The organism is Pseudomonas sp. PA-5-4B (genome assembly GCF_021606215.1).
Taxonomy (GTDB): Bacteria; Pseudomonadota; Gammaproteobacteria; order Pseudomonadales; family Pseudomonadaceae; genus Aquipseudomonas; species Aquipseudomonas edaphica.
On sequence record NZ_WKDB01000059.1, the window covers coordinates 16,149 to 38,802 of the forward strand.

Consider the following 22,654-nt stretch of genomic DNA (forward strand, 5'->3'; position numbering starts at 1 on the left):
AATATCCTCAGTTCCAGGCGTGGCGCGCAGGCTTCACGCCGTTGAGCACGAAGTTGCCAATCAGGTGGTATTTCCAGCGGGCCGGGTCATGCAGGGTGTGGGTGCGTGCGTTGCGCCAGAAGCGGTCGAGGTTGTGCTTGCCGGTGACCGAGCGGGTGCCGGCCAGTTCGAAGAGTTTGCTGCTGGCGAGCAAGGCGGTTTCGGCCGACAGCACTTTGGCCTGGGCGACCACCAGCGAGGCGTTGGCGACTGTGTCTTCGTTGGGCTCGGCCAGGGCCAGGTCGACAGCCTTGCCGGCCCTGGCAAGGATCGCTTCGGTGCCGTGCACGCGCCATTGCAGATCGCCAATGGCCGCGATGGTGAACGGGTCTTGCCAGCCGTGATCCTGTTGGCTGTCGATCCAGGGCCGCGCCTGGCGGGCGTAGATTTTTGCCTGTTCGAGGGCACCCAGGGCGATGCCGGTGTCGACGGCAGCCTGGATAATCTGCGAGATCGGGCCGTTGGCGGTGGGCTGGTCGAAGGCTTGGTGCGCAGGAATGATCGCGCTAAGGGGCACGCTGACGCCGTCGAGGGTCACGCCGCCACTGGCGGTGGTACGCTGGCCGAAGCCGTCCCAGCTATCAATCACGGTTAGGCCCGGCGCATCGCGTTCGACAAAGGCAATAAACGCCTGGCCGTTCTCATTGTTGCCGACCGTGGGCACGAGGTGGGCAAACAGCGCGCCGGTGCAGTAGAACTTCTCGCCGTTGATAGAGGCCGTGTCGCCGTCAAAACGAATCTGAGTGTCGAAGGTGCCGGCGTTTTTGCTCTTGGCTTCAGAAAAGGCATTACCGAAACGATAGCCGGCCAGAACCTTGCCGAAATAGTGACGCTTTTGTTCCTCGCTGGCGGTTTGCAGCAGGATGTCCACCACGCCCAGGTGGTTTTGCGGGATTTGCCCCAGCGACGGGTCGGCGGCGGAGATCAACTTGATCACCTCGGCCACCGTTACATAAGACACCTCGGCGCCGCCGTAGGCCTTGGGAATAGTGATGCCCCAGAGGCCGCTGGCAGAAAACTCATCAAGCTCGGCCACCGGCAGGCGCCGCTCGCGGTCGCGCACGCTGGCGTCAACGGCAAAGCGCGCGGCCAAGCGCGTCGCGACTTCAATGGCTTCGGCATCCGAGCGGATGATATGGGCAGGTTGTTGAGGGTGGGCTGACATGGGCCGACTCCAGGCTCCGATGGGTTACCGGAGCAATTGCAGGAGTCATGCCTGAATTTAATCGTCAGCAAAATCAGGCGGTTGCTGGTTTTAAGAGGCTGTTGAGCGCGTTTCAAACCAACAAAGTGTGCATCCACTGTTGCCGGGCCAACAGTTAGATCACCACGTTGCGCACAAACCGCACGGCAACATCGCCGTCATTGCGATAGCCGTGCACGTTGCGGCTGGCGAACATGTAGAACTCACCGGCCGCTACGTGTTTTTGTTCCTCGCCCACCAGCAAGGTCAGGCAGCCTTCGAACACAAACAGCTGCACGCTCCAGCCGTCCGGATCGGGGTCGGGGCTGTAGCGATCACCCGGTTCCAGGTGCATCTCCCACAACTCGACTTCACGCCGCGCCGTGGCCTTGGCCAGTAGCACCGCTTTACTGCCGGGGATATCGCCGGCCCAGGCCAGCTCGTTGATGCGGCTGTGATCACCGGCATCCGGGGCCTGGATAAGGTCGCTGAAGGCCACGTCCAAGGCTTCGGCGACGCGGTCCAGCGTGGACAGGCTGACATTCTTCTCGCCCGCCTCAATGGCCACCAGCATGCGCCGGCTGACCCCGGACTTTTCCGAGAGTGCAGTCTGGCTCAAATCCGCAGCATGGCGCAGCCGGCGGACGTTCTGGCTGACGTGTTGCAGGACCGAGGCCCGTTGAGGATTTTCTTTGTGCACTATATTGCTCAATAGGTGGGTGTGCGCAGTATACTGCCCAGCATGCGGCGCATTGTGCGGTCCGTGCCTTTCCCTTGCAAGACCGAGCCGCCATGACCGCCCCGAACGCCGCCCCACGTTTCAACCGTTTCAGCAAAGCCGAATGCATCCTGGTGGTGATCACCATGATCTGGGGCGGCACGTTTTTGCTCGTGCAACACGCCATGACCGTCAGCGGGCCGATGTTTTTCGTGGGCCTGCGGTTTGCGGCGGCGGCGATTGTGGTGGGGTTCTTTTCGTTGCGCACGTTGCGTGGCCTGACCTTGTTCGAGTTGAAAGCCGGCGCATTCATCGGCACCTCGATCATGTTCGGCTACGGCATGCAGACCATTGGCCTGCAGACCATTCCAAGCAGCCAGTCGGCGTTCATTACAGCGCTTTATGTACCTTGCGTACCGCTGTTGCAGTGGCTGGTGCTGGGGCGTCGCCCAGGCCTGATGCCGAGCATTGGCATCATGTTGGCGTTTACCGGGTTGATGCTGCTTACAGGCCCGACGGGTGCCTCTCTGAACTTCAGCCCCGGTGAAATTGCCACACTGATCTGCGCAATCGCGGTGGCCGCCGAAATTATCCTCATTGGCGCCTATGCCGGGCAGGTGGATGTGCGGCGAGTGACCGTGGTGCAACTGGCCACGGCCTCGTTGCTGTCGTTCCTGATGGTGGTGCCGATGGGCGAGGCGCTGCCGGGCTTCTCCTGGTTACTGTTGTTCAGTGCAGTGGGCCTGGGTTTGACCAGTGCGGTGATTCAGGTGGCGATGAACTGGGCGCAGCAGAGTGTTTCGCCAACCCGTGCCACGTTGATCTATGCCGGCGAACCGGTATGGGCCGGCGTGATCGGGCGGATTGCCGGGGAGCGTTTTCCGCCGATTGCGATGGTCGGTGCGGCGTTGATTGTGGCGGCGGTGATTGTGAGTGAGATGAAGACACGCAATCAGCGAGAAGCTGAAAAATCAATCGAACTGGAACAGGAAGCCCCCTGACCCGTCAGGTCCGATCGTTCCCACGCTCTGCGTGGGCATGCATCCTGTGACGCTCCGCGTCACCCTTGCGCAAGGCTCACGGCTGCATAAGCAGTTGGGACGCGGAGCGTCCAGGGCGGCATTCCCACGCAGAGCGTGGGAATGATCAGGCCCGAAACAATGCCAAACGGGAGGTTTCGGCCTACCTTGTAGGATCCTGCCACATCTTGCCGTTTGGTGATCGAGAAAGCGGCACGTATGATGCATCCCAAACTCCCGCAGATTAGAAGCCTATGTCCCTGATAGTTCTACTGCTTCTGCCTTTTATCGGCAGCTGTCTGGCGGCCTTGCTGCCGCATAATGCACGTAACACCGAATCCCTGTTGGCCGGCCTTGTGGCCCTGGTCGGCACCATTCAAGTCGCTTTGCTCTACCCTCAGATCGCCCACGGTGGCGTGATCCGCGAAGAATTCATGTGGTTGCCCAGCCTCGGGCTCAACTTCGTGCTGCGCATGGACGGGTTTGCCTGGTTGTTCTCGATGCTGGTGCTGGGCATCGGCACACTGGTGGCGCTGTATGCGCGCTATTACATGTCGCCGGATGACCCGGTGCCGCGCTTCTTTGCGTTTTTCCTGGCGTTTATGGGCGCCATGCTCGGGCTGGTGATCTCCGGCAACCTGATCCAGATCGTGTTCTTCTGGGAACTGACCAGCCTGTTCTCGTTCCTGCTGATCGGCTATTGGCACCACCGCGCCGATGCCAGGCGCGGCGCCTATATGGCGCTGATGGTCACCGGCGCCGGCGGCTTGTGCCTGCTGGCGGGTGTGATGCTGCTGGGGCATATCGTCGGCAGCTATGACCTGGACCTGGTGCTGGCGGCGGGCGATCAGATTCGCGCGCATTCGCTGTACCCGGTGATGCTCGCGTTGGTGCTGATCGGCGCCTTGAGCAAGAGCGCGCAGTTCCCTTTCCACTTCTGGCTGCCCCACGCCATGGCGGCACCCACGCCGGTTTCGGCCTACCTGCACTCGGCGACGATGGTGAAGGCCGGCGTGTTCCTGCTGGCCCGCCTGTGGCCGTCGCTGTCCGGCAGCGAAGAATGGTTCTGGATCGTCGGCGGTGCCGGCGCACTCACCCTCCTCCTCGGCGCTTACTGCGCCATGTTTCAGAATGATCTCAAGGGCCTGCTGGCCTATTCCACCATCAGCCACCTCGGGCTGATCACCTTGCTGCTGGGCCTCAACAGCCCGCTGGCCGCCGTCGCTGCGGTGTTCCATATCCTCAACCACGCCACTTTCAAGGCCTCGCTGTTCATGGCCGCCGGCATCATCGACCACGAAAGCGGCACGCGGGATATCCGCAAGCTCAGTGGCCTGGTGCGGCTGATCCCGTTTACTGCGACCCTGGCGATGGTGGCCAGTGCGTCCATGGCCGGCGTGCCGTTGCTCAATGGTTTCCTGTCCAAAGAGATGTTCTTCGCCGAAACGGTATTTATCTCGGCGACAAAGTGGGTAGAAATCGCCCTGCCGGTGATCGCGACCATCGCCGGTACGTTCAGCGTGGCCTATGCCCTGCGCTTTACCGTCGACGTGTTCTTCGGCCCGCCCGCGACCGACCTGCCCCACACGCCCCACGAGCCACCGCGCTGGATGCGCGCGCCGGTCGAGCTGCTGGTGTTTACCTGCCTGCTGGTGGGCATCTTCCCGGCCCAGGTGGTCGGTTCGATCCTCGCCGCCGCTGCACTGCCGGTGGTCGGCGGGGTACTGCCCGAATACAGCCTGGCCATCTGGCACGGCTGGAACGCGCCGATGATCATGAGCCTGGTGGCCATGTCCGGCGGCATCGTGCTGTACCTGCTGCTGCGCAAACAGCTCAAACGTGGCCGTTTCAAATACCCGCCGATCATCAGTTACTTCAACGGCAAGCGCATGTTCGAGCGCAGCCTGGTGGTGATGATGCGCGGCGTGCGCCGTATCGAAAAACGCATCAGCACCAAACGCCTGCAAACCCAATTGTTCCTGCTGGTGCTGGCGGCGGTGGTTGCCGGGTTGATCCCGATGCTCAACAGCGGCCTCAGTTGGGGCGACCGGCCGAAGATCCCCGGCTCCATCGTGTTCGTGACCCTGTGGTTGCTGGCCATCGCCTGTGCGCTGGGCGCCGCCTGGCAAGCCAAGTACCACCGGCTGGCAGCCCTGACCATGGTCAGTGTGTGCGGCATGGTCACCTGCGTGACCTTCGTGTGGTTCTCGGCGCCGGACCTGGCCCTGACGCAACTGGTGGTCGAAGTGGTCACCACCGTGCTGATTTTGCTGGGCCTGCGTTGGTTGCCACGACGGATCGAAGAAGTCTCGCCACTGCCGAGCTCGTTGCGCAAGGCGCGCATCCGTCGCCTGCGCGACTTCCTGTTGTCCACCGTGGTCGGTGGCGGCATGGCGCTGCTCTCCTACGCAATGCTGACCCGCCAGACGCCCAACGATATCTCCTCGTTTTACCTGAGCCGCGCGCTGCCCGAAGGCGGCGGCAGCAATGTGGTGAACGTGATGCTGGTGGACTTCCGCGGCTTTGATACCTTGGGCGAAATCACCGTGCTCGGCGCCGTGGCGCTGACCGTCTACGCCCTGCTGCGCCGCTTCCGCCCGTCCAAGGAAAGCATGGAGTTGCCGCCACAACAGCGCCAATTGGCGCCGGACGTGGCCACCGACTTGGTCAACCCGCGCCAGGCCAGCGATACCGCCCTGGGCTTTATGATGGTGCCGGCGGTACTGGTGCGCCTGCTGCTGCCGATTGCGCTGGTGGTGTCGTTCTACCTGTTCATGCGCGGCCACAACCAGCCGGGCGGCGGTTTCGTCGCAGGGTTGGTGATGTCGGTGGCGTTTATCCTGCAATACATGGTCGCCGGCACCCAATGGGTCGAAGCGCAGATGAGCCTGAGGCCGATGCGCTGGATGGGCTTCGGCCTGCTTTCGGCCACCTTGACCGGGCTCGGCGCGCTGTTCGTCGGTTACCCGTTCCTCACCACCCACACCTGGCACTTCAGCCTGCCGCTGCTGGGCGATATCCACATTGCCAGCGCGTTGTTCTTCGACGTTGGCGTGTACGCCATGGTCGTCGGCTCCACGCTGTTGATGCTCACCGCCCTCGGTCACCAGTCGGTGCGAGCGCATAAACCGAGCAACCAGCCCAAGGCCGTTGCCGCAACCGAAGGAGCCGCCTGATGGAAGAAGTCATCGCAATTGCCATTGGAGTGCTGGCGGCCTCCGGCGTCTGGTTGATCCTGCGCCCACGAACGTTCCAGGTCGTCATGGGCCTGTGCCTGCTGTCGTATGGGGTCAACCTGTTCATCTTCAGCATGGGCAGCCTGTTTATCGGTAAAGAGCCGATCATCAAGGACGGCGTGCCGCAAGACCTGCTCAACTACACCGATCCGCTGCCCCAGGCCCTGGTACTCACGGCCATCGTGATCAGCTTCGCCATGACGGCCTTGTTTCTGGTGGTGCTGCTGGCCTCCCGTGGGCTGACCGGCACTGACCATGTGGACGGTCGGGAGCCAAAGGAATGACGTGGATGAATCAAATGATCGTCGCGCCGATCCTGCTGCCGTTGCTGACCGCCGCGCTGATGCTGATGCTCGGCGAAAAACGCCGCCCGTTGAAAGCCAGGATCAACCTGTTCTCCAGCATCATCGGCCTGGGTGTCGCCATCCTGCTGCTGTACTGGACGCAACAAGGCGGCCCCGGCTCGATTGGCGTGTACCTGCCGGGCAACTGGCAGGTGCCCTTCGGCATTGTGCTGGTGGTGGACCAACTGTCGGCGATGATGCTGGTGCTCACCGGCATTATCGGTGTGAGCGCGCTGCTGTTCGCCATGGCCCGTTGGGATCGCGCCGGCACCAGTTTCCACGCGCTGTTCCAGATCCAGCTGATGGGTTTGTACGGTGCATTCCTGACGGCGGACCTGTTCAACCTGTTCGTGTTCTTCGAGGTGCTGCTGGCGGCGTCCTATGGCTTGATGCTGCACGGCTCCGGCCGCGCGCGGGTGTCGTCGGGGCTGCATTACATTGCGATCAACCTGTTGGCGTCGTCGCTGTTCCTGATTGGCGCGGCGATGATCTACGGGGTCACCGGCACGCTGAACTTTGCTGACCTGGCGCTGAAAATCCCGCTGGTACCGCAAGCCGATCGCGGCCTGTTGCATGCTGGCGCGGCGATCCTCGCCACTGCATTCCTGGCCAAGGCCGGCATGTGGCCACTGAACTTCTGGCTGGCACCCGCCTACTCCTCGGCCAGCGCACCGGTGGCGGCGATGTTTGCGATCATGACCAAGGTCGGCGTGTACACCGTGCTGCGTCTGTGGACCTTGCTGTTCTCCGGGCAAGCCGGTGCATCGGCGCTGTTTGGCGGCGACTGGCTGGTGTACGGCGGCATGGCGACCATCGTCTGCGCGGCGCTGGCCATGGTGGCTGCGCAGCGCCTGGAGCGGATGGCCAGCCTGAGCATCCTGGTGTCGGCCGGGATCCTGCTGTCGTCGGTGGGCTTTGCCCAGCCAAGCCTGACCGCCGGGGCGCTGTTCTATCTGGTCAGCTCGACCCTGGCGCTGAGCGCGCTGTTCCTGCTGGCCGAGCTGATCGAGCGTTCGCGCTCGGCCAATGATCTGCCGCTGGATGAAGAAATCGACGCGCTGCCCAAAGCCATGGAGTCGTTGCACCCACGTCCCGGCGTCAACCTGGATGACGAGCAGAAAGCCGTGGTCGGCCAGGTGATCCCCTGGACCATGGCCTTCCTGGGCTTGAGCTTTATCGCCTGCGCACTGCTGATTATTGGCATGCCGCCGTTGTCCGGGTTTATTGGCAAGCTCAGCCTGTTGAGCGCGCTGGTCAACCCAATGGGCCTGGGTAACGCGGTGGATGAGCCGATCCGCCCGGCAGCCTGGGGTTTAGTGGCGCTGTTGATCTTGTCGGGCCTGGCTTCGCTGATCGCCTTCGCCCGCCTTGGCATCCAGCGCTTCTGGACACCGGAGGAGCGCCCATCGCCGCTGCTGCGCCGCTACGAGTGTGTGCCGATCTTCTTCCTGCTCGGCCTGAGCATTCTCCTGACCTTCAAGGCCGAACCGCTGATGCGCTACACCCAGGCCACGGCCGAGAGCCTGAATAACCCGGAGCATTACGTGATGGCGGTGATGGCCACGCGCCCGGTGCTGAGCCCTGAATCCAGAGCCGCCGCCCTGGAGGTGCAGCCATGAAGCGCCTGTTCCCTGCCCCGTGGCTATCGCTGGCATTGTGGGTGCTGTGGCTGGTGTTGAACCTGTCGGTCAGCCCCGGCAACCTGTTGCTGGGCGCGGTGCTGGGCTTTCTCGCGCCGCTGCTGATGGCGCCGCTGCGCCCGCTGCCGGTGCGCATTCGCCGCCCCGGCATCATCATTCGCTTGTTCTTCGTGGTGGGTCGCGACGTGATCGTGTCCAACCTGCAAGTGGCCTGGGGCGTACTGACGTGCGGATCCCGCCCGCCGCGTTCACGTTTTATCAAAATCCCGCTCGACCTGCGTGACCCCAACGGCCTGGCCGTACTGTCGATGATCACCAGCGTGACGCCTGGCACAGTGTGGTCGGAACTGGCCCTGGACCGCAGCATCCTGCTGCTGCACGTGTTCGACCTGGACGATGAAGCACCGTTTATCGAGCACTTCAAACGCGCCTACGAGCGGCCCCTGATGGAGATCTTCGAATGAGCCCCCTGCTCTCCAATGCAATCCTGGTCAGCCTGTTCCTGTTCTCGCTGGCGATGGTGCTGACGCTGGTGCGCCTGTTCAAAGGCCCGTCCGCGCAAGACCGGGTTCTGGCGCTGGACTACCTGTACATCCTGGCGATGCTGATGATGCTGGTGCTCGGCATTCGTTATGCCAGTGACACCTACTTTGAAGCGGCGCTGCTGATTGCGCTGTTTGGCTTTGTCGGGTCGTTCGCCCTGGCGAAATTCCTGCTGCGTGGCGAGGTGATTGAATGATGCCGTTATGGGTTGAAGTGATCGTGGCCGTGTTGCTGGTGCTCAGCAGCCTGTTTGCGCTGATTGGCGCGATCGGGTTGTTGCGCATGAAGGACTTCTTCCAGCGCATGCACCCACCGGCACTGGCCTCCACACTGGGCGCGTGGTGCGTGGCGCTGGCGTCGATTATCTACTTTTCGGTGCTCAAGTCCGGGCCGGTGCTGCACGGTTGGTTGATTCCGATTTTGTTGGCGATCACGGTGCCTGTTACCACACTGCTGTTGGCGCGCACGGCGCTGTTTCGCAAGCGCATGGCCGGTGATGATGTGCCTGCCGAGGTCAGCAGCCGCCGCTGATTGATCTGTGGGAGCTGGCTTGCCTGCGATAGCGGTGTATCAGTCAATGTTGCTGTGACTGATAGGCCCCCATCGCAGGCAAGCCAGCTCCCACATTGGTTTTTGCGTCAGGCGAACGAGCGGATGTGCGTCGCCAACGCTGCCAGTTCCCCATCATCGGCCCGCACAAAATCGTGGGATGAGATGTAACCCTCATACGCCGCAAAAAACTTGTCGACTTTGGAGCTGATGGGCTTGAACGCGCTGTCCTGCCCCGTGCCGTGCATGGGAAACAGCTTCGCATGCAGATGGTCCACGCCGTAGCCTTCGAGCATCATCCCCGTGCGCGCCACGTCGGGAAACGCCCGATCAATCAGCAGTGCGGTTTTCTTGGTCGCCACAATCAACGCGGACAACACCGCATCCGACTGCGCGAACGCGTAGCTGCCGTAATGCTGTTTGGGGATCACCACGCTGAAACCAGGCGTATTGGGGAAGATCGACAGGAACGCCATATGCTGGTCGTCTTCCCAGAGGATATGGGCCGGGGACGTCTTGCGGACAATGCTGCAGAAAATACAATCCATTCAATTCACCGTCAGTTTCAGTGTGCGAGCCGAGCCTCCAAAGGTAAGGCAAAAATGTCGCGCCTCAGTTAAAGATTAAATAATCCATAAATAGCTTGGCGCATTGGAGTGGGCCTGATACGGTTTAGTAGATTTTTTAATCCACTAAAGACAGGCAACCCCATGACCGCGCATCTCGCACGCTTCACCAACAAAGTCGCCCTGGTAACCGGCGGCTCCCGTGGCATCGGCGAAGCCATCGTGCGGCGCCTGGCGGCTGAAGGCGCGGCAGTGGCCTTCACCTATTCCGCGTCGGCTGACAAGGCGCAGGCACTGGTCGGCCAGATTCAAAGCCAAGGCGGCACAGCCCTGGCCATTCAGGCGGACAGCGCCGATGTGGTGGCGATTGCCCGAGCCGTGACCACCACCGTTGCGCATTTCGGCACGCTGAATATCCTGGTTAACAATGCCGGGATCTTGCAGCTCGGCAGCGTGGACGAATTCAGCCTGGAAGACTTCGACCGCATGTTCGCCGTGAATGTACGCGCGACATTCGCCGCCGCGAAAGCCGCGTCAGCAGTGATGCGCAGTGGTGACAGGATCATCAGCGTGGGCAGCGTCGTAGCGCAGCGCTCAGCCTTTCCGGGCTCCAGCGTCTATAGCATGACGAAGGCGGCGATCGCCGGTATGATCCGCGGCCTGGCGATTGATTTTGCCCCGCGCGGCATCACCGTCAATAACGTCCAGCCCGGCCCGACCAGCACTGACATGAACCCGGCAGACGCGCCGCATGCCGACCTGATCAAAAGCCTGGTGCCCTTGGGCCGTACAGGCACGGCTGACGAAATCGCCGGCATGGTCGCCTACCTCGCGTCTGAAGAAGCTGCCTTTGTGACCGGCGCCAGCCTGAGCATCGACGGTGGCTACCTGGCCTGACCCTTCACTTTCCAGAGGTACCCCATGGCAAGACCCCGAGCCTTCGACCGCGACCAGGTGCTGCAACACGCCATCCGCGTATTTTGCGACAAGGGTTTTGCCGCCGCCTCAACCGAAGAACTGATGCAGGCCATGGGGCTGAGCCGCCAGAGCATGTACAACACCTTTGGCGACAAACGCCAGTTGTACCTGCAGGCCATGGCCGAGTATCAGCGCACGGGCGTCGACGACCTGATCGAGCGTCTGGGCCAAGGCCCGACACCGCTGCAAGGCCTGCACGACACCCTGAACTCCTTCGCCACCCGCGCCCTTCGCGAAGGCACGGCCGGGTGCATGGGCGTCAATGCGATCTGCGAATTCGGCCAGGAGGATGAGCAAATCAATCAGCTCACCGCCCACAGCGCCGGGCGTTTGCGCAGTGCATTCGAACAAACCTTGGGGCGCGCGCAGGAACAGGGCGAGCTTGCGCCGGGCATCGATCTGCCGGGCGCCTGCGATTTCCTGATGGCCACCCTCAGCGGCATGAAGGTCGCCGGCAAGGGCGGCGCTACCGTCGAGCAATTGGCCAACATCGCGGGGTTCGCAATTCGCGCACTGGGCGCCAATGCGTAATTAGAGGATTGGCGCGCCAAACCGGTTCAAGCGCGGCATCCAATGATCGAGTATCTGAGCTGACGCCAGCACATGATGCGCGTGCCCAATCAACAAGCGGCGTGGCACAAAGCCGATGTAGCGCGAGTCATCGCTGTTGTCGCGGTTGTCACCCAGCATGAAATAACTGTCGGCCGGCACAGTGACCGGGCCGAAAGTTCGCAATGCCCGAACCGTGGGCATGAACTGAATGCTGCGCTGACTGTTGCTCGCATGCTCGATCAGCTTGATACCCGGCACTGTCTGGCCTGGCACGATCGGTTCGCTGATGTCCTGGCCATCACTGTAGGTAGCCGGCGTGCCGTTAACCCACAGCACTTCATCTTTCATTTCCAGGGTATCGCCGGGAATGCCGACGATGCGTTTGATCAAGCGCATGCCGTCCTTGGGTGACGAGAAAGTCACCACATCGCCGCGCTTAGGGTCATCCAGCTTGGCCAGGGATATATCCGTAAGCGGCAACTTGAGGTCATACGCCACGCGGTTGACCAGCACCACATCGCCCTCAAGCAACGTCGGGCGCATCGACCCGGATGGGATGGGGTTCCAGTCGGCCAGGGAGGTGCGGAACACGCCGAAGCACAGCCAGAAAAGGATGACGTAACGGTAGCGGCTCAACCAACTTCGCATACAGCCTCGCACTAAAAAAGCGGCGCAGACAGCCGCCGGAAAACCCAGGGTAACATTTGGCAATACTCGCTTATTACACCGGAGGATTAAATTAACATTAGCGTTACAGCCCACATTGATCGTCCCCACGCTCTGCGTGGGAATGCATCCCTTGACGCTCCGCGTCACCTTGCACAGGGCTTGAGGTGTTTGCCAAAAGCAGGACGCAGAGCGTCCAGGGCGGCGTTCCCACGCAGAGCGTGGGAACGAGCCACGCTTGCACAATAAAAAACGCCCCGAACCAGTCGGGGCGTTTTTTATTCAGGATTTACCGATCAAGCCTGATCAGCCAACCGCCACGTCGTGCCGCCCTTCCCGTCTTCCAACACCACACCCATCGCGGTCAGTTGGTCACGGATACGGTCGGACTCCGCCCAGTCTTTGCCTGCACGGGCAGCCAGGCGCGCTTGAATCAACGCGTCTACTTCAGCGGCATCTACACGCCCTTCGGCGCCGGCTTGCAGGAAGTCATCGGCTTCCATCTGCAGTACACCCAACACGCTGGCCAGCTCTTTCAAGCGCGCAGCAAGACCAGCGGCTGCATCAAGATCACTCTCACGCAGACGGTTGATCTCACGCACCATCTCGAACAGCACCGCGCAGGCTTCCGGCGTGCCGAAGTCGTCGTTCATGACCTCGGTAAAGCGTGCCACGAAGGCTTCGCCGCCGGCCGGCGCCACGGCAGGCAGGCCTTTCAACGCATGGTAGAAACGCTCCAGGGCGCCTTTGGCGTCCTTGAGGTTGTCTTCCGAGTAGTTGATGGCGCTGCGGTAGTGGCTCGACACCAGCAGGTAGCGCACCACTTCCGGGTGGTACTTTTCCAGCACATCGCGGATGGTGAAGAAGTTGTTCAAGGACTTGGACATCTTCTCGCCATTGATGCGGATCATGCCGCAATGCATCCAGGCGTTGGCGTAGGTCTTGCCGGTGGCGGCTTCGCTTTGGGCGATTTCGTTTTCGTGGTGCGGGAACTCAAGGTCGCTGCCGCCGCCATGAATATCGAAGGTCTCGCCCAGGCAGCAGGTGGACATCACCGAGCATTCGATGTGCCAGCCCGGACGGCCCGCGCCCCATGGCGACTCCCAGCTCGGCTCGCCGGGCTTGGTGCCTTTCCACAGCACGAAGTCCAGTGGATCCTGCTTGGCTTCGTCGACTTCGATACGTGCGCCGATGCGCAGGTCTTCGATTTTCTTGCGCGACAGCTTGCCGTAGCCCATGAACTTCGCGACGCGGTAGTACACGTCGCCATTGCCTGGGGCGTAGGCGTAACCCTTGTCGATCAGGGTCTGGATCATGCTCAACATGCCCGGAATGTGATCCGTGGCGCGCGGCTCCATGTCCGGTTTGAGGATGTTCAGACGCGCTTCATCCTCGTGCATCGCGGTGATCATGCGCTCGGTCAGCACATCGAACGGTTCGCCGTTCTCGCGCGCCCGGTTGATGATCTTGTCTTCGATGTCGGTGATGTTGCGCACATAGGTCAAGTCATAGCCGCTGAAACGCAACCAACGGGTCACCAGGTCGAAGGCAACCATGCTGCGGCCGTGGCCGATGTGGCAGTAGTCGTACACGGTCATGCCGCACACGTACATGCGCACCTTGTTGCCGTCCAGCGGCTTGAAGACTTCTTTGGTCTTGCTGAGTGTGTTGTAGATCGTTAGCACAACGGCTTCCTTAGAGAATCACTGGCCCCACGAATCACGCAAGGTCACGGTACGGTTGAAGACCGGATGACCAGGTTTGGAGTCCTTGATATCCGCGCAGAAGTAACCTTCGCGCTCGAACTGGAAACGGTCTTCCGGCTGTGCGTCGCCAAGCGATGGCTCGGCACGACAACCCGTGAGAACTTGCAGGGAGTCAGGGTTGATGTTGTCCAGGAAGCTGGCGCTGTCTTCAGCCTTCTCAGGGTTCGGCGAACGGAACAGACGATCGTACAGGCGCACTTCGCACTCGATGCTGGCAGCAGCCGGCACCCAGTGAACGACGCCTTTGACCTTGCGGCCTTCAGGGTTCTTGCCCAGGGTTTCCGGGTCGTAGGAGCATCGCAGTTCGACGATGTTGCCATCGGCGTCCTTGATCGCTTCATCGGCACGGATCACGTAGCTGCCGCGCAGGCGCACTTCGCCGTTAGGCTCCAGGCGCTTGTAGCCTTTCGGCGGCTCTTCCATGAAGTCATCACGGTCGATGTAGATTTCACGCGCGAACGGCAGCTTGCGCACGCCAAGTTCTTCTTTCTGCGGGTGACGCGGCAGTTCGAGGTGGTCGACCTTGTCTTCCGGATAGTTGGTGATCACGACTTTCAACGGGCGCAATACGCACATGGCACGCGGCGCGTTGGCGTCCAGGTCCTGACGGATGCTGAACTCGAGCATGCCGTAATCGACCACGCCGTCGGAGCGGTTGGTGCCGACCATGTCGCAGAAGCTGCGGATCGACGCCGGGGTGTAGCCGCGACGGCGGAAACCCGACAGGGTGGACATGCGCGGGTCATCCCAGCCATGCACGTGCTTTTCGTCCACCAACTGCTTGAGCTTGCGCTTGCTGGTGATGGTGTAGTTCAGGTTCAGGCGGCTGAACTCGTACTGACGCGGGTGCGCCGGAACCGGCAGGCTGTCGAGGAACCACTCATACAGCGGGCGATGGCTTTCGAACTCCAGGGTGCAGATGGAGTGGGTGATGCCTTCGATGGCGTCCGACTGACCGTGGGTGAAGTCATAGTTCGGGTAGATGCACCACTTGTCACCGGTCTGGTGGTGATGGGCGTGGCGGATGCGGTACATGATCGGGTCGCGCAGGTTCATGTTCGGCGAGGCCATGTCGATCTTGGCGCGCAGCACGCGGGCGCCGTCCGGGAACTCACCGGCGCGCATGCGGTTGAACCAGTCGAGGTTCTCTTCTACCGAACGGTCACGGAACGGGCTGTTCTTGCCCGGCTCGGTCAGCGTGCCACGGTATTCCTTGGCCTGCTCCGGGGTCAGGTCGTCGACGTAGGCCTTGCCGGCCTTGATCAGCTCGACGGCCCAGTCGAACAACTGGTCGAAATACTTGGACGCATAGCGCACTTCACCGGACCATTCGAAGCCCAGCCACTTGATGTCGCTTTCGATGGCGTCGATGTATTCCTGGTCTTCCTTGGCCGGGTTGGTGTCGTCGAAACGCAGGTGCGTGACGCCACCGAACTCCTGGGCCAGGCCGAAGTTCACACAGATCGACTTGGCGTGACCGATGTGCAGGTAGCCGTTGGGCTCTGGCGGGAAGCGGGTGACGATCTGCGTGTGCTTGCCCGAATCCAGGTCCGCCTGGATGATCGGGCGCAGGAAATTGACCGGGACGGCAGGTCCGGCCTTGGAATTCGAGGTAGGGTCGACAGTGGGCTTGCTCATAGGATCCTTGAACAGACAGGTTCGTGGCCGGTTGGGGCCAGATAAAACAAAGGCGATATCATAGCCGATGCTGTCAAGTACCTGACAGAGCAGCACCGAAAACTGCTGCATTTAATGCACCGGCGGTAAAAAACCACCTCGAAATTCCTGCCGGGCACGCTAAACTGCGCGCCTTGGCACACATTTAGCCAAACCGGTAGCGGCGCCTTGGCGTCCAAACCCACGAATTCCCTGAAAAGAGTAGTGAACATGACTCAAGTCAAACTGACCACCAACCACGGTGACATCGTCATCGAGCTGAACGCCGAGAAAGCGCCGATCACCGTCGCCAACTTCATCGAGTACGTGAACGCCGGCCACTACGAAAACACCGTTTTCCACCGTGTCATCGGCAACTTCATGATCCAGGGCGGCGGTTTCGAGCCAGGCATGAAAGAAAAGAAAGACAAGCGTCCAAGCATCCAGAACGAAGCGGACAACGGCCTTTCCAACGACAAGTACACCGTCGCCATGGCCCGTACCATGGAGCCGCATTCGGCCTCCGCGCAGTTCTTCATCAACGTCGCCGACAACGCCTTCCTCAACCACAGCGGCAAGAACGTGCAGGGCTGGGGCTACGCGGTATTCGGTAAAGTCACCGAAGGCCAGGACGTGGTCGACAAGATCAAAGGCGTGTCCACCACCTCCAAGGCCGGTCACCAGGACGTTCCAGCAGAAGACGTGATCGTCCAGAAAGCCGAGATCGTTGGGTGATATTGCTGATTTCAGACTTGCATCTGGAAGAGGAGCGCCCGGATATCACCCGGGCGTTTCTGGATCTGCTCCACGGCCGCGCCCGTGGCGCCCAGGCGTTGTACATTCTGGGGGACTTCTTTGAAGCCTGGATTGGCGACGATGGGATGACCGCCTTCCAGCGTTCCATCTGCGAGGCTTTACGCGAGCTGAGCGACAGCGGCACCCCGATTTTTATCATGCATGGCAACCGCGATTTCCTGATCGGTAAAGCGTTCTGCAAAGCCGCAGGCGCCACCTTGCTCAAGGACCCGAGTGTCGTGCAGTTACATGGCGAGCCCGTGCTGTTGATGCACGGAGACAGCCTCTGCACCCGCGACATCGGCTACATGAAGCTGCGGCGCATCCTGCGTAACCCGATTGTCTTGTTCATCCTGCGGCACCTGCCCTTGCGCACCCGCCACAAGCTGGCGCGCAAGCTGCGCAGCGAGAGCCGTGCGCAAACGCGTATGAAAACCAACGATATTGTCGATGTGACGCCCGAGGAAGTGCCACGGGTGATGCAGCAGTTCGGTGTACGCACTCTGGTCCACGGCCATACGCACCGCCCGGCCATTCATAAACTGCAGATTGGTGACCAGGCGGCCAAGCGTATTGTGCTGGGGGATTGGGACAAGCAGGGTTGGGCCTTGCAGGTGGATGAGCAAGGGTTTGCGCTGGCGGCGTTTGACTTCGTCAACCCACAGTTGGCGTTGCCCGGCGCATAACCCTGAGACACAGAACGCTGGCTTGTGTGGGGTTTGACTTGTGTGGGAGCTGGCTTGTGTGGGAGCTGGCTTGCCTGCGATGCAGGCACCTCGGTACATCAGGTACACCGAGCTGATGCTATCGCAGGCAAGCCAGCTCCCACACAAAACCAGCTCCCACATTTGATTGCATTTCAAACGTTGCCGATCAATGACCGGAAGCCTCCGGCCCGGCCTTCGCGCCAAACGGCGGCTTGGCCAGCCACACCAGCAACATCAAGCCCATGAACATCCACCCCAGCAACGTGAAGTAATCCACGGTGGACATCATGTACGCCTGGCTGGTGAGGATCTGGTCCAACTGCGCATAGGCCTTGTGCCCTGCTCCGCCTAGCGCCTGCAACGCATCGCGGGTGGCGGAGTCGTAGGTGGTCATGTTCTCGCTCATGTACGCGTGGTGCTGATCGGCGCGGCGAATCCAGATCCAGGTGGTCAGCGATGCCGCAAAGCTACCGCCCAGGGTCCGCAGGAAGGTCGCAAGACCCGCGCCGTCGGCGATTTGCGCCGGCGGCAAGTCGGACATCAGGATGCTCAAGGTCGGCATAAAGAACAACGCCACGCCGATCCCCATGAACAACTGCACCAAAGCGATATGGGTGAAATCCACCTGATTGGTAAAGCCTGCGCGCATAAAGCAGCTCAAGCCAATCGCCAGGAACGCCAGGCCCGCCAGCAAGCGCAAATCGAACTTGTGCGCATACTTGCCCACAAAGGGTGACATCAGCACCGGCAAAATACCGATCGGCGCGACCGCCAGGCCGGCCCAGGTGGCGGTGTAGCCCATCTGGGTTTGCAGCCATTGCGGCAGGATCAGGTTGATCCCGAAGAAGCCCGCATAGCCCAGGATCAACACGATGGTGCCGATACGGAAGTTGCGGTAGGCAAACAACCGCAGGTTGACCACCGGGTGCTTGTCGGTCAGCTCCCAGATGATGAACACCGCCAGGGCAATCACCGAAATCGCCGCACCGATGATGATGAAGTTGGATTCGAACCAGTCCAGGTCATTGCCCTTGTCGAGGATGATCTGCAAAGCGCCGACACCAACGATCAGGCTCAACAACCCGACGTAATCCATCGGCTGGTAACTGGTGACAACCGGGCGTTTCTTCAATTGCGAACGCACCACCATCACCGCAAAGATGCCGATGGGCACGTTGATAAAGAAGATCCACGGCCAGCTGTAGCTGTCGGTGATCCAGCCGCCGAGGATGGGGCCGGCAATCGGCGCCACCACCGTAACCATCGCCAGTAACGCCAGGGCCATGCCGCGCCTGGCCGGTGGGTAAACCGCGATCAGTAACGTCTGGGTCATCGGGTACAACGGCCCGGCGACCAGGCCTTGCAGCACCCGAAAGCCAATCAGCTCGGGCATCGAGGTGGAAATACCACAGAGGAACGACGCCAATACAAACAGGATGGTCGCCCACAAAAACAGCTTCACCTCGCCAAACCGGCGGCTCAGCCAGCCGGTGAGCGGCAAGGCAATGGCGTTGCTCACCGCAAACGAGGTGATCACCCAGGTGCCCTGCTCCGAACTCACGCCCAGGTTGCCGGAAATGGTCGGCAACGCCACGTTGGCGATGGTGGTGTCGAGCACCTGCATAAAGGTCGCCAGCGACAGGCCAATAGTGGCCATCAGCAAGCTTGGCGGCGTAAAGGACGCGGGGGCGTTAGCGCTCATCAGCGTTGCACAGCCTTGGGTGCGGCGAGGCTATTGTCATGGATCAACTGCGTGATCATGGCATCGGCTTCGGCCAGTTGGCGGTCATACACGTTGGTGGTGAACGAGGCCTTTTGCGGTGCCTGTTGCGCCAGCACCGGGCCGCTTTGGTCGTGCAGGTCGACGTTGACCACAGTGCTCAAGCCCACCCGCAGCGGGTTCTTGGCCAACTCGTCGGCGTTGATGTGGATGCGCACTGGCACCCGTTGCACGATCTTGATCCAGTTGCCGGTGGCATTCTGCGCAGGCAGCAGGGCAAACGCGCTGCCGGTGCCGGCGCCGAGGCTGTCGACGGTGCCGCTGAATTTCACGTCACTGCCATAGATGTCCGCTTCGATGTCCACCGGCTGGCCAATGCGCATATCGCGCAGCTGAGTTTCCTTGAAGTTGGCGTCGATCCACAGCTGGTCCAGCGGGATCACCGCCATCAACGCGGTGCCGGGCTGCACGCGCTGGCCCAGTTGCACGGTGCGCTTGGCCACGTAGCCCGTGACCGGTGCGATCAAGGTGCTGCGCGCGTTGGTCAGGTAGGCCTGACGCAGTTGCGCGGCGGCGGCTTGCACATCCGGGTGGGACGAAATCACCGTGTCATCCACCAAGGCATTCGTGGTTTTCAGTTGCTGCTCAAGGTTGGTCAGGGCGTTCTTGGCGGCGGTCAGGTTGTCACGGGCATGGGACAGTTCCTCCTGGGAGATCGCACCGCCCTGGGCCAGCGTCTTACGGCGGTTGAAGTTGTCCTGGGCGGTTTGCACGTCAGCTTTCTGTGCGTTGACCTGGGCTTTCATGCCATCGACATTGCTGTACAAACCACGCACCTGGCGCACGGTGCGGGCCAGGTTGGCCTGGGCACTTTGCAGGCCGACGGCGGCGTCATTCGGGTCGAAGTTGATCAGAACCTGGCCTTCGTGGACCAGGTCGCCGTCGTCGGCGCCGATGCTGACCACGGTGCCGGTGACCAGCGGGGTGATTTCCACCACGTTGCCGTTCACATAGGCGTCGTCGGTGCTTTCATTGAAGCGCCCGTAGAACTCATACCAGCCCCACACGCCGACCACGCCAAGAATGACGATCAGCGCCAGGCCGATCAGCATGACTTTGCGTTTGCGCGGGTTGTTATCGGGCTTTTCAGTTGCGTTGCTGTTTTCGGCAGTGGCCATGACAAATACCTCAAATTATTCCGTACGGGTGGCAGGGCTGGTCGTGGTCGCGGCCACGTTATCGGCGTTGAATCCGCCACCCAGGGCTTGCATCAATTGAATCGACAGGTCGATCTGCGCCGCATTCAAGGTCGCCAGCTGACGCTGGGCCTGCAGCAATTGCTGCTCGATGCTGAGCACATCCAGGTAGTTACCGATGCCGGAGCTGTAACGCTGTACGCCGGTGTCGTAAGACTGCTGGGCGATGTCCGCAGCGTGTTGCTGCGCCTGGATCTGCCGCCCGGTTTCGCGCAGTTGCATCAGGGTGTTGCCGATATCGCCCAAGGCTTGCACCAGGGTTTTGTTGTACTGAGCCACGGCCAGGTCGTAATCGGCGTCGCGAGCATCGAGGTCGGCACGCAAGCGGCCACCGTCAAAGATCGGCAACGAGATGGTCGGCGCAATGCTGAAGAACCGGCTGGCCGAGCCAAACATCGCATCACCGAGCAACGACTCGGCCCCGGCGCTCGCACTGAGGTTGAGGTTGGGGTAGAAGCGGGTTTTGCTCGCGGCCACGTTTTTACTCGCGGCCTCCACGCGCCAGCGTGCGGCGATCAGGTCCGGGCGACGGCCCAGCAATTCGGCCGGCAAGACTGAAGGCACAGCGACGGCACTGGGTTTCAACACATTCGGGCGGGTCAGCTCGCCGCCACGGTCCGGGCCTTTGCCGAGCAATACCGCCAGGGCGATCTTGGCGCTTTGCAGTTGTTTTTCAGCGTCGATCAACTGCGACTGGGAGCTGGCTTCCAGGCTTTCGGTCTGTTGGTACTGGTATTCGCTGTCGATGCCGGAGCTGAGGCGGCGTTTGCTCAGGTCGAGCATCTGGCGGGTGCGCTTGAGGTCGTCATTGGCCAGGTCACGCACGATATGCGCTTGGCCCAAATCGCTGTAAGCCTTGGCGACGTTGGCGGCCAGGGTCAGGCGTGCGGCTTGCTGGTCGACTTCGGCTGCACGCGCCTGGCCCAACGCGGCTTCCCAGGCAGCGCGCTGGCCACCCCAAAGGTCGAAGTTGTAGTTGAAGCTGGCGCCGATGTTACGCACCGTGGCATAGGCATCGCCCTGCCCGCGCGGGTCCTGGTCCTTGGCCAGGCGCGAACGGCTCACACCGGCGCTGGCATCCAGGGTTGGCATGCGCGCCGCATCGGCGGCATAAGCGGCGGCTTCGGCCTGGTGCGCACGGGCGCTGGCCACTTGCATATCAGGGCTGTTTTGCAGGGCTTCGTGGATCAGGCCGTCGAGTTGCGGGTCGCCGAGGCTTTTCCACCAGTCGGCGGTGGGCCAGGCGGCCGTGGACAGGGTCACGCCGCTCAAGGATTTGCCGGTTTGCAACGTGTTGGCGTCGAGACGTTGGCCCTGGGTGTCGAGGCCGCTGAAGTTGGCACAACCGGCCATGCTCATCGCCACCAACACCAGGCTGAGTGCACGCGTTTTCATTGATTACCTACCCGCTGGAGGACGATGGCGTCACCGGCAGCTACCAGAATTTTCTTGAGGATTCTTTCCAGGGTTTCCAACTCACCAGGCTCGAGGGCACCGGCCAGTTCATTCATCGACTGCGCGCCGATATGCGGCAACATGTCGGCCAGGCGCTGGCCGTCTTCGGTGAGCACTAACTGCACCTGGCGCCGGTCCTGCTCGGAGCGCTTGCGCGCCAGCAGGCCCTTTTGCTCCAGACGGTCGAGCATGCGGGTCATGGAGCCGCTGTCGAGGGACAGGTGGCGGCACAGCTCCGCCGGGGTATCGACGTCGAACTGGGCAATGATGATCAACACCTTGAACTGCGCGGCGGTGACGCCGTGGGGTTCCATATGGGTGTCGATAATGCGGTCCTTGAGCAGCGCCGCCCGGCCCAGCAACAGGCCGAGGTGGCAGTTGCGAAAGCTGTCAGGGGTGTAGTGGGTCATCGAAAGTCACCTTATTACTGCCTAGGCAGTGAATGTATGACAAGATGTTACTGCTTAGGCAGCGAATGTCAAATGGAATTATTAGCTTGCTTGGTAATTTCGCGAGAGGTGGGCTTGAAACACAAATAACTGTGGGAGCTGGGTTGCCTGCGATAGCGGTTTGGCCGGGGGGTGTTTGGTCGGGTACATATCCATTGCTGCGGTAACGGCGGCCTATGGTTTCGCTCTTACAGCGACTCACTTTTCAAAGGACCGAAAAGTAAGCAAAAGGTCCTCGCCCCAACACTCGGTGCCTCGCTGTGGCTCGGCATGCCCGCAATCCGACAGTGATTTGGGGGGCCGCCGCGATGGGCCATCCTTGGCCCAGCGCGGCTAAACCGGCATCCCTGCCGGTTTACCCCCCAAATCCCTGTCGAATTCCGGCCATCGTGTTTGACGGGGCGATTTCAGATCAAGATCAAGAGCGCAGATCAAAAGACCGCTAACTTCGTCATCGAAAAGGATGCAAGGGCCGGAGCAACAGCAACAGCAACAGCAGAGCCATACTCGGTCAAAGGTGGGAGCTGGCTTGCCTGCGATAGCATCAACTCGGTGTGCCTGATGTACCGAGGTGTCTGCATCGCAGGCAAGCCAGCTCCCACAGAAAAGCAGCTCTTCAGTGTATGCAAATCCGCTTTCGCTTTTGATCTAACCACTCAGGTCGGCTTTCAGGCCGCCGTGCTGTAGATCTTGATCTTGCTTTTGATCTGAGGCGCCCCGTTAACCACGATGGCCGAACGCAGGCTTGAATCCGTGGGTAACCCGGCAGGACGCCGGGTTAGCCGCGCTGGGCCAAGGATGGCCCATCGCGGCGGCC

21 protein-coding genes are annotated in these 22,654 nt (G+C 61.3%); 11 read left to right on the plus strand and 10 right to left on the minus strand.

The window, feature by feature from the left end; genetic code table 11:
• Positions 1-7: 7 nt before the first annotated feature.
• Both GIW28_RS23620 and GIW28_RS23625 read right to left on the minus strand, forming a co-directional pair.
• Entirely contained in the window at positions 8-1,204 is a 1,197-nt protein-coding gene (locus GIW28_RS23620; protein ID WP_177035067.1) for an SfnB family sulfur acquisition oxidoreductase, read from the minus strand.
• A 154-nt stretch (positions 1,205-1,358) separates the two neighbouring features.
• Positions 1,359-1,922, minus strand: coding sequence for a helix-turn-helix domain-containing protein (locus GIW28_RS23625; protein WP_099550538.1), 564 nt, complete (start codon positions 1,920-1,922; stop codon positions 1,359-1,361).
• A 92-nt stretch (positions 1,923-2,014) separates the two neighbouring features.
• Between GIW28_RS23625 and GIW28_RS23630 the strand changes: the two genes are divergently transcribed.
• The 7 genes from GIW28_RS23630 (at position 2,015) to GIW28_RS23660 (ending at position 9,253) form a co-directional block, all read left to right on the plus strand.
• Positions 2,015-2,941: a DMT family transporter gene (locus tag GIW28_RS23630; protein ID WP_017137541.1), complete on the plus strand. Its 927-nt coding sequence runs from the start codon at positions 2,015-2,017 to the stop codon at positions 2,939-2,941.
• A 272-nt stretch (positions 2,942-3,213) separates the two neighbouring features.
• Positions 3,214-6,135 (plus strand): monovalent cation/H+ antiporter subunit A, encoded by a 2,922-nt coding sequence (locus GIW28_RS23635; RefSeq protein WP_017137540.1) that lies wholly within the window; start codon positions 3,214-3,216, stop codon positions 6,133-6,135.
• Positions 6,135-6,479 (plus strand): Na+/H+ antiporter subunit C, encoded by a 345-nt coding sequence (locus tag GIW28_RS23640; protein ID WP_003192163.1) that lies wholly within the window; start codon positions 6,135-6,137, stop codon positions 6,477-6,479. The genes GIW28_RS23635 and GIW28_RS23640 overlap by 1 nt, the downstream gene beginning before the upstream one ends.
• Positions 6,476-8,158: a monovalent cation/H+ antiporter subunit D gene (locus GIW28_RS23645; protein WP_017137539.1), complete on the plus strand. Its 1,683-nt coding sequence runs from the start codon at positions 6,476-6,478 to the stop codon at positions 8,156-8,158. Before GIW28_RS23640 ends, GIW28_RS23645 begins: the two co-directional genes overlap by 4 nt.
• Positions 8,155-8,643 (plus strand): Na+/H+ antiporter subunit E, encoded by a 489-nt coding sequence (locus GIW28_RS23650; protein ID WP_017137538.1) that lies wholly within the window; start codon positions 8,155-8,157, stop codon positions 8,641-8,643. Before GIW28_RS23645 ends, GIW28_RS23650 begins: the two co-directional genes overlap by 4 nt.
• Positions 8,640-8,918 carry a K+/H+ antiporter subunit F gene (locus GIW28_RS23655; RefSeq protein ID WP_017137537.1) on the plus strand — a complete coding sequence of 93 codons (279 nt, stop codon included), beginning with the start codon at positions 8,640-8,642 and terminating at the stop codon, positions 8,916-8,918. The genes GIW28_RS23650 and GIW28_RS23655 overlap by 4 nt, the downstream gene beginning before the upstream one ends.
• Entirely contained in the window at positions 8,915-9,253 is a 339-nt protein-coding gene (locus GIW28_RS23660; RefSeq protein WP_017137536.1) for a Na+/H+ antiporter subunit G, read from the plus strand. Before GIW28_RS23655 ends, GIW28_RS23660 begins: the two co-directional genes overlap by 4 nt.
• Before the next feature lie 107 nt (positions 9,254-9,360).
• Here the strand turns inward: GIW28_RS23660 and GIW28_RS23665 are convergent, their stop codons facing one another.
• Positions 9,361-9,819, minus strand: coding sequence for an HIT family protein (locus GIW28_RS23665; RefSeq protein ID WP_017134689.1), 459 nt, complete (start codon positions 9,817-9,819; stop codon positions 9,361-9,363).
• 162 nt (positions 9,820-9,981) lie between these two features.
• Between GIW28_RS23665 and GIW28_RS23670 the strand changes: the two genes are divergently transcribed.
• Both GIW28_RS23670 and GIW28_RS23675 read left to right on the plus strand, forming a co-directional pair.
• A complete protein-coding gene (locus GIW28_RS23670) occupies positions 9,982-10,734 on the plus strand; it encodes a 3-oxoacyl-ACP reductase family protein (RefSeq protein ID WP_236447597.1) in 753 nt (250 codons plus the stop codon).
• Between the two features lie 24 nt (positions 10,735-10,758).
• Positions 10,759-11,346, plus strand: a complete 588-nt coding sequence (locus GIW28_RS23675) for a TetR/AcrR family transcriptional regulator (RefSeq protein ID WP_169988206.1) — start codon at positions 10,759-10,761, stop codon at positions 11,344-11,346.
• Here the strand turns inward: GIW28_RS23675 and lepB are convergent, their stop codons facing one another.
• The 3 genes from lepB to GIW28_RS23690 all read right to left on the minus strand — a co-directional run bounded on the left by lepB (position 11,347) and on the right by GIW28_RS23690 (position 15,437).
• Positions 11,347-12,015 carry a signal peptidase I gene (lepB, locus tag GIW28_RS23680; protein ID WP_169988205.1) on the minus strand — a complete coding sequence of 223 codons (669 nt, stop codon included), beginning with the start codon at positions 12,013-12,015 and terminating at the stop codon, positions 11,347-11,349.
• A 314-nt stretch (positions 12,016-12,329) separates the two neighbouring features.
• The gene (gene cysS / locus GIW28_RS23685) at positions 12,330-13,718 is read right to left on the minus strand and encodes a cysteine--tRNA ligase (RefSeq protein WP_017134693.1); all 1,389 of its coding nucleotides are present in this window, start codon (positions 13,716-13,718) and stop codon (positions 12,330-12,332) included.
• An 18-nt stretch (positions 13,719-13,736) separates the two neighbouring features.
• Positions 13,737-15,437 carry a glutamine--tRNA ligase/YqeY domain fusion protein gene (locus GIW28_RS23690; protein WP_026013499.1) on the minus strand — a complete coding sequence of 567 codons (1,701 nt, stop codon included), beginning with the start codon at positions 15,435-15,437 and terminating at the stop codon, positions 13,737-13,739.
• Between the two features lie 249 nt (positions 15,438-15,686).
• Between GIW28_RS23690 and GIW28_RS23695 the strand changes: the two genes are divergently transcribed.
• Both GIW28_RS23695 and lpxH read left to right on the plus strand, forming a co-directional pair.
• Complete coding sequence (locus GIW28_RS23695; protein ID WP_017134695.1) at positions 15,687-16,190, plus strand: peptidylprolyl isomerase; 504 nt, start codon at positions 15,687-15,689, stop codon at positions 16,188-16,190.
• Positions 16,187-16,936, plus strand: a complete 750-nt coding sequence (lpxH, locus tag GIW28_RS23700) for a UDP-2,3-diacylglucosamine diphosphatase (protein WP_017134696.1) — start codon at positions 16,187-16,189, stop codon at positions 16,934-16,936. Before GIW28_RS23695 ends, lpxH begins: the two co-directional genes overlap by 4 nt.
• A gap of 187 nt (positions 16,937-17,123) precedes the next feature.
• Here lpxH and GIW28_RS23705 read toward each other — a convergent pair whose 3' ends face one another.
• Genes GIW28_RS23705 through GIW28_RS23720 form a run of 4 tightly spaced genes read right to left on the minus strand, consistent with a single transcriptional unit; the run spans position 17,124 to position 21,798 of the window.
• On the minus strand, positions 17,124-18,659 hold the full coding sequence (locus GIW28_RS23705) for a DHA2 family efflux MFS transporter permease subunit (RefSeq protein WP_017134697.1): 1,536 nt from the start codon (positions 18,657-18,659) through the stop codon (positions 17,124-17,126).
• A complete protein-coding gene (locus GIW28_RS23710) occupies positions 18,659-19,855 on the minus strand; it encodes an efflux RND transporter periplasmic adaptor subunit (RefSeq protein ID WP_017134698.1) in 1,197 nt (398 codons plus the stop codon). Before GIW28_RS23710 ends, GIW28_RS23705 begins: the two co-directional genes overlap by 1 nt.
• A gap of 15 nt (positions 19,856-19,870) precedes the next feature.
• On the minus strand, positions 19,871-21,328 hold the full coding sequence (locus GIW28_RS23715; RefSeq protein ID WP_099550546.1) for an efflux transporter outer membrane subunit: 1,458 nt from the start codon (positions 21,326-21,328) through the stop codon (positions 19,871-19,873).
• The gene (locus GIW28_RS23720; RefSeq protein WP_017134700.1) at positions 21,325-21,798 is read right to left on the minus strand and encodes a MarR family winged helix-turn-helix transcriptional regulator; all 474 of its coding nucleotides are present in this window, start codon (positions 21,796-21,798) and stop codon (positions 21,325-21,327) included. Before GIW28_RS23720 ends, GIW28_RS23715 begins: the two co-directional genes overlap by 4 nt.
• Positions 21,799-22,654: the final 856 nt, after the last annotated feature.

Bases quoted from the DNA above. Each gene is read 5' to 3' on its own strand.
- GIW28_RS23635 (WP_017137540.1), top strand. From the start codon at position 3,214: ATGTCCCTGATAGTTCTACTGCTTCTGCCTTTTATCGGCAGCTGTCTG.
- GIW28_RS23660 (WP_017137536.1), top strand. From the start codon at position 8,915: ATGATGCCGTTATGGGTTGAAGTGATCGTGGCCGTGTTGCTGGTGCTC.
- GIW28_RS23670 (WP_236447597.1), top strand. From the start codon at position 9,982: ATGACCGCGCATCTCGCACGCTTCACCAACAAAGTCGCCCTGGTAACC.
- GIW28_RS23630 (WP_017137541.1), top strand. From the start codon at position 2,015: ATGACCGCCCCGAACGCCGCCCCACGTTTCAACCGTTTCAGCAAAGCC.
- GIW28_RS23690 (WP_026013499.1), bottom strand. From the start codon at position 15,437: ATGAGCAAGCCCACTGTCGACCCTACCTCGAATTCCAAGGCCGGACCT.
- GIW28_RS23665 (WP_017134689.1), bottom strand. From the start codon at position 9,819: ATGGATTGTATTTTCTGCAGCATTGTCCGCAAGACGTCCCCGGCCCAT.
- GIW28_RS23710 (WP_017134698.1), bottom strand. From the start codon at position 19,855: ATGGCCACTGCCGAAAACAGCAACGCAACTGAAAAGCCCGATAACAAC.
- lepB (WP_169988205.1), bottom strand. From the start codon at position 12,015: ATGCGAAGTTGGTTGAGCCGCTACCGTTACGTCATCCTTTTCTGGCTG.
- GIW28_RS23655 (WP_017137537.1), top strand. From the start codon at position 8,640: ATGAGCCCCCTGCTCTCCAATGCAATCCTGGTCAGCCTGTTCCTGTTC.
- GIW28_RS23720 (WP_017134700.1), bottom strand. From the start codon at position 21,798: ATGACCCACTACACCCCTGACAGCTTTCGCAACTGCCACCTCGGCCTG.
- GIW28_RS23695 (WP_017134695.1), top strand. From the start codon at position 15,687: ATGACTCAAGTCAAACTGACCACCAACCACGGTGACATCGTCATCGAG.
- GIW28_RS23650 (WP_017137538.1), top strand. From the start codon at position 8,155: ATGAAGCGCCTGTTCCCTGCCCCGTGGCTATCGCTGGCATTGTGGGTG.
- GIW28_RS23705 (WP_017134697.1), bottom strand. From the start codon at position 18,659: ATGAGCGCTAACGCCCCCGCGTCCTTTACGCCGCCAAGCTTGCTGATG.
- GIW28_RS23645 (WP_017137539.1), top strand. From the start codon at position 6,476: ATGACGTGGATGAATCAAATGATCGTCGCGCCGATCCTGCTGCCGTTG.
- GIW28_RS23640 (WP_003192163.1), top strand. From the start codon at position 6,135: ATGGAAGAAGTCATCGCAATTGCCATTGGAGTGCTGGCGGCCTCCGGC.
- GIW28_RS23675 (WP_169988206.1), top strand. From the start codon at position 10,759: ATGGCAAGACCCCGAGCCTTCGACCGCGACCAGGTGCTGCAACACGCC.
- GIW28_RS23715 (WP_099550546.1), bottom strand. From the start codon at position 21,328: ATGAAAACGCGTGCACTCAGCCTGGTGTTGGTGGCGATGAGCATGGCC.
- GIW28_RS23620 (WP_177035067.1), bottom strand. From the start codon at position 1,204: ATGTCAGCCCACCCTCAACAACCTGCCCATATCATCCGCTCGGATGCC.